This window comes from Kitasatospora sp. MBT63 (assembly GCF_000710465.2).
Taxonomy (GTDB): domain Bacteria; phylum Actinomycetota; class Actinomycetes; order Streptomycetales; family Streptomycetaceae; genus Kitasatospora.
This window is the reverse complement of record NZ_JAIZ01000581.1, coordinates 2191-12526: the sequence shown is the minus strand read 5'-3', so window position 1 is coordinate 12526 and position 10336 is coordinate 2191. Positions and strand designations below refer to the sequence as shown.

The window sequence follows — 10336 nt, the reverse complement described above, 5'->3', positions numbered from 1 at the left end:
TTCAGTAGAAGCCCCTCCGGGTTCCCCGGAGGGGCTTCTCACATTTCCGGACAATTTTCGGGCGGAATCGTCAGTCGTCGAGGCCCTGGACGAACTGGATCAGGGCCTCGCTGACCTCCTTGGGGCGTTCCTGCTGGGTCCAGTGGCCGGTGCCGGGGAGCCAGAGGATCTCCTGGAGCCGGGGGACGTGGTGGTGGAGTCCGTCGAGCGCGTCCCGGGCGTGCGGGCTGGCGGCGACGAGGTCGCGCTCGCCGACGATCAGCAGGGCGGGGGCTTCGATCCGGGCGCCGTGCCAGGCGGAGGTGAGCTCCCAGTTCCGGTCGAGGTTGCGGTACCAGTTGAGCGGGCGGGCGAACCCGTGGGCGCTGTACTCGGCGGTGTAGAAGTCGATGTCGGCCTCGGTGAGCCAGTCCGGCAGCTCGGCCGGGTCCTCGAAGAGGTCGAGGAAGCCGCCGCCTTCGGGGACCAGCGGCATGCCGGTCTCGCCGAGCCGGGCGCGACCGGCGAACATCCGGCGGAAGGTGGTCGGCAGGTCGTGGGCGAGTTCCGCCTCGGCGGGGCCGGGCTGCTGGAAGTAGAGCATGTAGTAGGCGTCGCCGATCAGGTGGCGCAGGGTGGCGGTGGGGAACTTGTCGCCGCGCGGGAACGGCGGTACGGACAACCCGACCACGCCGCGGACCAGGTCCGGGCGGAGCAGTGCGGTGTGCCAGGCGACCGGGGCGCCCCAGTCGTGGCCGACCACGACGGCCCGTTCGGCACCGAGGGCGGGGAGCAGGCCGAGGGCGTCGCCGGCCAGGTGCAGGATGCTGTACTGGTCGACGGCGTCCGGGCCGCCGGTCGCGCCGTAGCCGCGCTGGTCGGGGGCGACGGCGTGGTACCCGGCGTCGGCGAGCGCGGTGAGCTGGTGGCGCCAGGAGTACCAGCTCTCCGGGAAGCCGTGCAGCAACAGGACGAGGGGGCCTTCGCCGGCTTCGGCGACGCGCATCCGGAGGCCGCTGCTGGATCGGACGATGCGGTGCGTGATCTCGGACATGGTGACGGGACTCCCTGCTCGGAGTGGGCCGCGGAGCGGCTGAAGCCGTGTCAGGTCTACCTCAACTGGCCCGGATGACGGAAGCGCGCCCCGGGTGCCCGAACGCCCGGGGCCCGGTCAGACCGTGATGCCGGCCGCTGCGAGCCGGGCTTCGACGGCGGACCAGGTGGCGTCGACCGGCGCGACGGGATGGTTGCCGACAGCACGGTCCTTGAAGCCGCTCGAGGTGGTGACGCACACCGCGGCGCCGTCGAAGGCCCCGGTCCCCTCGAGCGCGGTGAAGCCGGCGAGCCCGGCTGCGGCGGACAGTTCCACCCACAGGCCCTGGCGGGCCAGTTCGCCCTGCGCGGCGCGTAGTTGGCGGTCGTCGACGAGCAGCGCCCGATCCGCGTCCCGTTCGAGGGCGAGGACCCCGCGGAAGCCGCCGACCTCGCAGGAGATCGCGTAGGCGTCGGTCGGGCCGGTCCCGACGCGGGCGGCGGGGCGGCCGGCCCGGACGGCGGCGGCCAACGGCCCGGCGGTCGCCGGCTCGCAGGAGAAGATCCGCGGCAGGCGGTCGGTGAGGCCGAGCCGCCGCAGCTCGGTGAAGCCCTTCCATACGCCGAACAGCAGTTCGCCGTAGCCGGTCGGGACGAACACGGCGTCCGGCACCCCCAGGTCGAGGTAGATCTCGTACGCGACGGTCTTGTAGCCCTCGGGGCCGAAGCCGTGGCCGGTGTGGGTGACGGTGGTGTTGCTGACGGGGTGGAAGCCGGTCCGCTCGACGATCCGGCGCATCAGCGGCCAGCGGGCCGCCTCCTCGACCGGGAGGACGACCGCGCCGTAGGACTGCAGGAAGGACGCGACCGCGCCGGGCATCGTCGCCGAGGCGAGCACCACGCACGGCAGCCCGGCCCGGGCGGCGTACGCGGCGGCGGAGGCACCGTGGTTGCCGGAGGAGGCGGCGACGATGCCGGGCGCGCCCGCGCCGAGTGCGGCGCTGACCGTGACGCGGTTCAGCCGGTCCTTGTGGCTCCAGGTCGGGTTGCGGGACTCGTCCTTGACGTACAGTCCGGGGCCGATCGGCACCAGCGGGGTGCGGCCCTCGCCGAGGCCCGGGGCGTGCAGCGGGGGGAGCAGCGGTGCCCAGCGGTCGAGGCCGGCCGGGACGGGTGCGGTGCGGTCGAAGAGCGCGGGGTCCACCCGGTCGTAGGCGTAGTCGACCTCGACCGGGTAGGCGAGGTGCTCGGTGGCGGTGGCCGGGCAGCCGGTGGTGAGCGGCGGCCACAGCGGGTAGCGGACGGACGGGTCGCCGAGGGAACGCTGGCCGGTCGCGAGGGAGTCGCTCGTCGTCGTCATGGTCAGCCAGCCTAGAGCCAGGGCCCGGGGTCAGGGCCCGTGTGGCGGGAGGACCGGACCCCGCGCCCCGGCCTATGGTGGGCGGATGACCACCGGACAGCAGCCCGGCCCGGCCCGGGTGGCGGGACCCGCGGACCTCGGGGCCGCCGTCGAGACCCTGACCACCGCCTTCTTCGACGATCCGCTGTGGGGCCCGGCCTTCCCCGAGGTGCTGCGGCGGGCCGAGCAGGCGGCGGCGATGTGGCGGGTCTACCTGACTTCCGCGCAGCGCTACCCGTGGACGCTGGTGACGCCGGGGGTGGAGGCGGTGTCGGTGTGGATCCCGCCGGGCGGTACCGAGCTGACGCCCGAGGAGGAGGACGGCCTGGAGGGGCTGCTGACGGAGCGGGCCGGGCCGGTGGTGGCCCGGTCGATCATGGAGATCGGCGCCCAGCTGGAGGAGGCGCACCCGGCCGAGCCGCACTTCTATCTGACCCTGCTCGGCACCCACACCGCCCACCGCGGCAGGGGCCTGGGGATGGGGCTGCTCGCGCAGGGGCTCGAGCAGGTGGACGCGCTCGGGGCGCCCGCCTACCTGGAGTCGTCCAACCCGGCCAACCTGGGCCGGTACGAGAGCGTCGGGTTCACCGCCCGGGGCCGTATCACCACCGCCACCGGGCACGTGGTGACGACGATGTGGCGCCCGGCGCGCTGAGCCGTCCCGGGGCGCTGGCCCCGCGTCGGGCCCCGGGTCAGGCTGGGCGGCAGGTCTCGCAGCGGTGGCCGTCGATCGCCGTCACCGGCTCGCGGGCCGCGGCCCGGACGGCGGGGCCGCCGTCCCCGGTCAGCCGGTCCGCAGTCCGTCTGCCGCACAGGACGGCGCGGTGGGCGTTCCGTTGCACCTCGGGCCGGGGCGGATTGCCGTGCCGGAGAACCGCCTGCAGCACCTCGATCACCCCGGGCCGGCAGGTGACGGTCCCGGTGGCGGCCAGTTCCCACAGGAACGGGACCGCGGCGACGGTCGCGTCGAAGACGGCCGGTTCGATCGTCCCCACCCGCGCACTCCGCTCCGCGGTCCGTCGTGGCCCGTGGCCCGCGGCCCGTGGTCCGGTCCGGCCGGGGGTGTCGGCCTGCTGTCAGCGGGCCTCGCGGCGGGCGGCCTTCTCGGCGTTCTCCGCCTCGTCCTCGGCCTCGGCGACCTCCAGGGTGGGCGCGGTGCCGCCGAGGTGCGCGGGGAGCCACCAGGTGTCCTCGGGGCCGGCGGGCTTACCGGGGTACTCGCGCTGGGCGCGGTCGAGCATCTCGGTCATCGCGGCGCGCAGCCGGCGGGTGACCATCACGGGCTTGTCCTGCGCGGTGAGCTCGATCGGCTCGCCGATCATGATGGTGACCGGCACGTGGCGCTTGGTGAGGGTCTTCGGGCGGCCCTTGGTCCACAGCTGCTGGGTGCCCCAGAGGATGACCGGCAGCAGCGGGGCGCCGGAGTCGGCGGCCATCCGGGCGGCGCCGGTCTTGAACTTCTTCAGGGTGAAGGAGCGGCTGATGGTGGCCTCGGGGAAGACGCCGACCACCTCGCCGTCGCGCAGCGCCCGGACGGCGGCCTCGTAGGCGGGCTGGCCGTCGGTGCGGTCCACCGGGATGTGCTTCATGCCGCGCATCAGGGGGCCGGAGACGGGGTGCTTGAAGACGTCGTCCTTGGCCATGAAGCGGGTCTTGCGCTTGCCGCCCTTGAAGGCGCCGAGTCCGGCGAAGAGGAAGTCCAGGTAGCTGATGTGGTTGCTCACCAGCACCGCCCCGCCGGTGGCGGGGATGTTCTCGGCGCCCACGATGCTGATCCGCACGTCCAGCGCGCGGAAGCAGGTGAGCGCGGCGCGGATCACCGGCGGGTACACGAACTCTGCCACGTCAGCCCTACTTCCCACGGGCTGGTGCCCGGTCAGGTGGTACCCGGGGCGCAGGTCGGGGCCGTCCGAGACGCGGCACGCGGCAGCGGCCACGGGTGTGTTACTCGGAGATGATCCCTCGAAGGGGTGCCCGCTGTCACCTGAGCGGGTCCGGCTGCCGGGATTTGCCGTGGGGTTCCCGGCAGCCCTGAGACCTGTGTCTCACCTGGTCGGTCTCACCTGGTGCGTCGCGCCGCGCTCACCCGGCGGCGGCCCGCCGGGTGGTGAGGCGGTCGCGGCCGCGGCGCGTCAGCAGGTAGAGCTCGCAGCCGAGGCAGTAGCCGAAGGCGGCATTGAGGAAGGCGGCGGCCAGCGCGAGGGCGGTGGCGACCTGGCCGAGCAGGTCGGCCCCGGTGAGGTAGCCGGCGGTGCCGGCCAGGGCGAAGACCAGGCCGACGCCCTGGGCGAAGCGCGGTGGCCGGGCGTCCTCGAGCTCGCGCGGCGGGCCGAGCCGGGGCCGCAGCAGGTAGCGGTAGAGCAGGCCGTACGGCGAGTACGCCAGGCCGGCCAGCGCGCCGACGGCGAACACGGCGGTCTGGGCGGCGAGCAGGGGGCCGCTGCCGGTGATCAGGGCGGCGGCGAGCAGGAGGCTGGTGAGCGCGGCGGCGAAGCGCGGCCCGCGCGGGTCGATCTGCATGCGGGACTCCGGGTACTGCGAGGTGGGGGCGGCCGGCCGGACCGGCGGCGGCTGACGGCGGAGCGGGGTCAGCGACAGCGGGAGGCGGTGGCCCGGCACAGGTCGACCACGCGGCGGCTGGTCAGCCGGGTCGTCCGGGCGGGGAGGGAGTCCACCCGGTGATCGTACGGGCCCGTGCCCGCCGGGTCGAGGCCCTGCCCGCCCGGTCCTCCCCGTGGGTGGCGCACACTGGGGCGGTGACCGGATGGGTGGTGTGCGGGGCGGTGCTCGCGCTGGCGAGCGCCTTCGGGCTGTGGCGTGCCGCGCGGGACGGGAGGCTGCGGATGCGGGCGAAGGACGGGGCGGTGCGGCTGTCGGCCGCGGACCTGGGGGCCGAGCTGGGGGAGCGGGCGACGCTGGTGCAGTTCTCGACGGCGTTCTGCCAGCCCTGCCGGGCGACCCGCCGGGTGCTGGCCGAGGTGGCCGCGATGGTGGACGGTGTGGCGCACCTGGAGCTGGACGCCGAGGAGCGGCTGGAGCTGGTCCGGCGGCTGGAGGTCCTGCGGACGCCGACCGTGCTGGTGCTGGACGCCGGGGGCCGGGTGGTGCGCCGGGCGTCCGGGCAGCCGCGTCGGGCGGACGTGATCGCGGCGCTGGGCGAGGCGGTCTGAGGCCCGGTCGGGCCTGCCACGGGGTGATCGCCGGGCGCGCGGCGGAGCGGTCGTCAGCCCGCTGCCTGTCAAGACCTTCAATCTCACAGCCCATCTGCCGCCCAGTCAGGTGGTATGCGGGCCGCACTGGGGCAGGATGGGGCGAAGACGGCAGTGCAGCCGTTCCGTCCCCCTTCCGTCCGGGCGTCGTGTCCGGGGCAGGTGCGGGGTGCGGGGCGGTCGGCCGGGGTCCGGGCAGCGCTAAGCTACTGGCCAGTAGTGACGGCTAAGCTACTGGCGAGTATGCTGCCAGGAAGTTCCGGACGGGCTCAGGAAGACGCAGCCCGCGTGGGCCTGGAAGCGTCAGCTCCGCCCATTGCACAGCCGCAGCCGCCGGACGAGACCAGTACAGGAGACAGGCCGTGAGCTTGAGGATCGTTGTCTGTGTGAAGTACGTGCCCGACGCGACCGGTGACCGTCGCTTCGCGGACGACACCACCACCGACCGGGAGGGCGTGGACGGCCTCCTTTCGGAGCTGGACGAGTACGGCGTGGAGCAGGCGCTCCGCATCGCCGAGGCCTCCGGCGACGCCGAGGTCACCGTCCTGACGGTCGGCCCGGACGACGCCAAGGACGCCCTGCGCAAGGCCCTGTCCATGGGTGCCGACAAGGCCGTCCACGTCAACGACGACGACATCCACGGCACCGACGTGATCGGCACCTCCGCCATCATCGCCAAGGCCCTGGACAAGGTCGGCTACGACCTCGTGGTCTGCGGCATGGCCTCCACCGACGGCACCATGGGCGTGCTGCCGGCGCTGCTGGCCGAGCGCCTGGGCCTGCCCCAGGTCACCCTGCTCTCCGAGGTCTCGGTCGAGGGTGGCGTGGTCAAGGGCCGCCGTGACGGCGACGCCGCCACCGAGCAGGTCGAGGCCGAGCTGCCCGCCGTCGTGTCGGTCACCGACCAGTCCGGCGAGGCCCGCTACCCGTCCTTCAAGGGCATCATGGCCGCCAAGAAGAAGCCGGTGCAGTCGCTGGACCTGGACGACCTGGACATCGAGGCGGACGAGGTCGGCCTGGCCGGCTCCTGGACCGCCGTCGAGGCCGTCGCGGCCCGCCCGGCCCGTACCGCCGGCACCATCGTCAAGGACGAGGGCGAGGGCGGCAAGCAGCTGGCCACCTACCTCGCCGAGCAGAAGTTCATCTGACCCGTTGGACGTGGTGGCTGCCGGGCACGATGTGCCGGGCAGCCAGGAGATACAGGAGACATTGAGCAATGGGTGAGATTCTCGTTCTCGTCGACCACGCCGACGGCGCGGTCCGCAAGCCGGCCCTCGAACTGCTGACCCTGGCCCGCCGTATCGGCGAGCCCTCGGCCGTGGTCCTGGGCGCCGGCTCCGCCGCCGCCGAGATCGCCGCCAAGGCCGGCGAGTACGGCGCGGCCAAGGTGTACGTCGCCGACGGCGCCGAGTTCGCCGACCTGCTGGTGGTGCCGAAGGTCGACGCGCTGACCCAGATCGCCAAGGCCGCCGACGCCGCCGCGGTGCTGGTCACCTCCTCGGGCGAGGGCAAGGAGATCGCGGCCCGGGTCGCGCTCCGCCTCGGCTCGGGCATCATCACCGACGCCGTCGACCTGGAGGCCGGCGACGGCGGTCCGGTCGCCACCCAGTCGGTGTTCGCGGCCTCGTTCCAGGTCAAGTCCAAGGTCACCAAGGGCGCGCCGGTCATCACCGTCAAGCCGAACTCCACCAGCCCCGAGGCCGCCCCGGCCGCCGGCGCGGTCGAGAACGTCACCGTCGAGTTCACCGGCAAGGCCGCCAAGGTCACCTCGCGCACCCCGCGGGTGTCCTCGGGCCGCCCGGAGCTGACCGAGGCCGCGATCGTGGTCTCCGGCGGCCGCGGCGTCGGCGCCAAGGAGGGCTTCGGCGTGGTCGAGGAGCTCGCGGACGCGCTCGGCGCGGCCGTCGGCGCCTCGCGTGCCGCCGTCGACGCCGGCTGGTACCCGCACACCAACCAGGTCGGCCAGACCGGCAAGCAGGTCTCGCCGCAGCTGTACGTCGCCGCGGGCATCTCCGGCGCGATCCAGCACCGGGCCGGCATGCAGACCTCGAAGACCATCGTCGCCATCAACAAGGACCCCGAGGCGCCGATCTTCGAGCTGGTCGACTACGGCGTGGTCGGTGACCTGTTCACCGTCCTGCCGCAGCTGACCGGCGAGGTCAAGGCCCGCAAGGGCTGACCCGCCGAGCACCTCGCCGAAGGGCGCGGCACCCGGATCCCCGGGCCGCGCCCTTCGGCGTGCCCGGCCGCCGGCGCCGGGCCCCGGTGACGTGTCGGCGGTGCGCCGGTGTGCCGGTGGGGTGTCGGTGGTGTGCCGGCGTGCCGGTGGGGTGTCGGTGGGCCGTGCCACGATGCGGGCGGACCGGGCGGACCGGGACCGTCGGGATCACCGGACGTGGGAGAGCGGCATGGGCACCTGGGACCTCGGACCCTTCGACAACGACAGCGCGGCGGACTTCTGCGGCAGCCTCGACCGGGCGGGGGAGGCGGAGCGCGCGGGGCTGCTCCGGGCGGCCCTGGACGCGGCGGCCACCGCCGAGGGGTACCTGGACGGCGACGAGGGCGCACCGGCCGTCGCCGCGGCCGCGCTGGTCGCCGCGCAGCTGACGGGCGGCGCCGGGTCCGGCTCCGCGTACGGGCCCAAGGAGCCGCTGCCGGAGCTGCCCGGCGACCTGCGGCCGCTCGCCGTCCGCGCGCTGGACCGGGTCACCGGCGGGGACTCCGAACTGGCCGCGCTCTGGGACGACGCCGGGCACGGCGAGCTGTGGCGGCGCGACCTCGGCCGGCTCCGGGCCGTGCTGACGGCACCCTGACGGGCGGCCTGACGGCCGGCCTGACGGGCGGTCGGCCGGGGCGGGGGGTGCCGGCCGCAGTGGTGAGGCCGCAGTGGGGAGCCGCCGCGGCCGTCCGGGCGTGCGCCGGAGTGCGGGGGCGATCGGCCCGCGCGGGGCACCGGTGCGCCGGTAGGCTCCCGGGCATGGGACTGCTGACGGCACTTGAAGGCGGCTTCGGCGACGCGGCGGACGCACTGGTGGTCGACGGCCGGCCGCTGTCGCGCGAGCAGCTGCTCGGGGCGGCGACGCTGGTGGCACAGCGGGTGGCCGGCGCCCCCGCGCTGGCCGTGCTCGCACGGCCGGCCGCCGAGACGGTGGTGGCGGTGGTCGGTGGGCTGCTCGCCGGGGTGCCCGTGGTGCCGCTGCCGCCCGACTCCGGGCCGAAGGAGCGCGGCCACATCCTGCGCGACTGCGGCGCGACCCTGCTGGCCGTGCCGGCGGGCGAAGGGGCGGCGGGCGACGCGGGAGCGGGGGAGGAGATCGAGGCGCTGCCGGTCGACCTGACGGCGCGTTCGGGCGGATCCTTCGCCGAGCCCGCCGGGGACCGTCCGGCCTTCGTGCTCTACACCTCCGGCACCACCGGCCCGCCCAAGGGTGCGCTGATCCCGCGGTCGGCGGTCGCCGCCGACCTGGACGCGCTGGCCGCGGCCTGGCGGTGGACCGCCGAGGACACCCTGGTGCACGGCCTGCCGCTGTTCCACGTGCACGGCCTGGTGCTCGGGGTGCTCGGCGCGATGCGCACCGGCAGCCGGCTGGTGCACACCGGCCGGCCCACGCCGGAAGCGTACGCGGGCGCGCGCGGCAGCCTGTACTTCGGCGTGCCGACGGTGTGGTCCCGGGTGGCGGCGGACCACACCGCGGCGCGCGCGCTGGCCGGGGCCCGCCTGCTGGTCTCCGGCAGCGCCCCGCTGCCGGTGCCGGTGTTCGAGCAGCTGGCCGCGGTCACCGGGCACGCCCCGGTCGAGCGCTACGGCATGACCGAGTCGCTGATCACCGTCTCCACCCGGGCCGACGGCGAACGCCGCCCCGGCAGCGTCGGCCTGCCGGTCGACGGGGTGCGCACCCGGCTGGTCGGCGAGGACGGCGAGCCGCTGCCCGCGGACGGCGAGAGCGTCGGCGAGCTGCAGGTGGCCGGGCCGACGCTGTTCTCCGGCTACCTGAACCGGCCGGACGCCGACGCCGAGTCCTGGACGGCCGACGGCTGGTTCCGGACCGGCGACGTCGCGGTGGTCGGGCCCGACGGGTTCCACCGGATCGTCGGCCGCGCCTCGGTCGACCTGATCAAGAGCGGCGGGTACAAGATCGGCGCGGGCGAGGTGGAGGCGGCGCTGCGCGACCACCCGGCCGTCGCGGACGCGGCCGTGGTCGGGGCCCCCGACAGCGACCTCGGCCAGGCCGTGGTCGCGTACGTGATCGCCGACGGACCGGTGACGGGCGAACAGCTGACGGCGTTCGTGGCCGAACGGCTCTCGGTCCACAAGCGGCCCCGCCGGGTGGTGCTGGTGGACGAGCTGCCCCGCAACGCGCTGGGCAAGGTGCTGAAGAAGCAGCTGCTCCAGACCGCTACCCGAGCGCTCTGAGGGGCGCCGGGCGGGGAGCGGGCGCCGCCCGCGCGGCGACGGCGGACCGGCGGCGGACAGGTCCGAGGCATGGGGACCGGGCGGGCGCGGGTACCACCAGGGGTGGGCGTGGCCGCCGGACGGCGCGGCGTCAGGCGTCCGGCGCGGCCGCGCCGGGCGGGGCCGACGACAGGGGAGACAGTGATCGTCTGGGTCAATGGTCCGTACGGGGCGGGCAAGACCAGCGCCTGCCGGGAGCTGGTGGAACTCCTGCCCGGGAGCCTGCTGTTCGACCCCGCCCTGGTCGGGGCCGCTCTGCGGCGG

The 10336-nt window shown here is 75.1% G+C and carries 11 protein-coding genes and 1 pseudogene; 7 read left to right on the top strand and 5 right to left on the bottom strand.

Annotated elements, in window-relative coordinates; translation table 11 throughout:
• Positions 1-70: 70 nt before the first annotated feature.
• Both AA75_RS30495 and AA75_RS30490 read right to left on the bottom strand, forming a co-directional pair.
• Positions 71-1033 carry an alpha/beta fold hydrolase gene (locus tag AA75_RS30495; RefSeq protein ID WP_033823541.1) on the bottom strand — a complete coding sequence of 321 codons (963 nt, stop codon included), beginning with the start codon at positions 1031-1033 and terminating at the stop codon, positions 71-73.
• A gap of 117 nt (positions 1034-1150) precedes the next feature.
• Entirely contained in the window at positions 1151-2371 is a 1221-nt protein-coding gene (locus AA75_RS30490) for a pyridoxal-phosphate dependent enzyme (protein WP_199520448.1), read from the bottom strand.
• An 85-nt stretch (positions 2372-2456) separates the two neighbouring features.
• Between AA75_RS30490 and AA75_RS53785 the strand changes: the two genes are divergently transcribed.
• On the top strand, positions 2457-3065 hold the full coding sequence (locus AA75_RS53785) for a GNAT family N-acetyltransferase (RefSeq protein WP_033823539.1): 609 nt from the start codon (positions 2457-2459) through the stop codon (positions 3063-3065).
• 37 nt (positions 3066-3102) lie between these two features.
• Here AA75_RS53785 and AA75_RS30480 read toward each other — a convergent pair whose 3' ends face one another.
• The 3 genes from AA75_RS30480 to AA75_RS30470 form a co-directional block, all read right to left on the bottom strand.
• Entirely contained in the window at positions 3103-3405 is a 303-nt protein-coding gene (locus AA75_RS30480; RefSeq protein WP_051813773.1) for a hypothetical protein, read from the bottom strand.
• Between the two features lie 81 nt (positions 3406-3486).
• Positions 3487-4254: a 1-acyl-sn-glycerol-3-phosphate acyltransferase gene (locus tag AA75_RS30475; RefSeq protein WP_033823538.1), complete on the bottom strand. Its 768-nt coding sequence runs from the start codon at positions 4252-4254 to the stop codon at positions 3487-3489.
• Between the two features lie 238 nt (positions 4255-4492).
• A complete protein-coding gene (locus AA75_RS30470; protein ID WP_033823543.1) occupies positions 4493-4930 on the bottom strand; it encodes a DUF4395 domain-containing protein in 438 nt (145 codons plus the stop codon).
• Between the two features lie 236 nt (positions 4931-5166).
• Between AA75_RS30470 and AA75_RS30465 the strand changes: the two genes are divergently transcribed.
• The 6 genes and pseudogenes from AA75_RS30465 to AA75_RS52580 all read left to right on the top strand — a co-directional run.
• Complete coding sequence (locus AA75_RS30465) at positions 5167-5580, top strand: thioredoxin family protein (protein WP_033823542.1); 414 nt, start codon at positions 5167-5169, stop codon at positions 5578-5580.
• A gap of 401 nt (positions 5581-5981) precedes the next feature.
• The gene (locus tag AA75_RS30460; RefSeq protein WP_082526941.1) at positions 5982-6767 is read left to right on the top strand and encodes an electron transfer flavoprotein subunit beta/FixA family protein; all 786 of its coding nucleotides are present in this window, start codon (positions 5982-5984) and stop codon (positions 6765-6767) included.
• A gap of 68 nt (positions 6768-6835) precedes the next feature.
• Positions 6836-7798: an electron transfer flavoprotein subunit alpha/FixB family protein gene (locus AA75_RS30455; RefSeq protein ID WP_033823536.1), complete on the top strand. Its 963-nt coding sequence runs from the start codon at positions 6836-6838 to the stop codon at positions 7796-7798.
• Between the two features lie 229 nt (positions 7799-8027).
• A complete protein-coding gene (locus AA75_RS30450; RefSeq protein WP_033823535.1) occupies positions 8028-8432 on the top strand; it encodes a DUF4259 domain-containing protein in 405 nt (134 codons plus the stop codon).
• Between the two features lie 164 nt (positions 8433-8596).
• Positions 8597-10033, top strand: coding sequence for an acyl-CoA synthetase (locus AA75_RS30445; RefSeq protein ID WP_033823534.1), 1437 nt, complete (start codon positions 8597-8599; stop codon positions 10031-10033).
• A 180-nt stretch (positions 10034-10213) separates the two neighbouring features.
• Positions 10214-10336 (top strand): annotated as a pseudogene (locus AA75_RS52580) (ATP/GTP-binding protein); the annotation flags it as partial.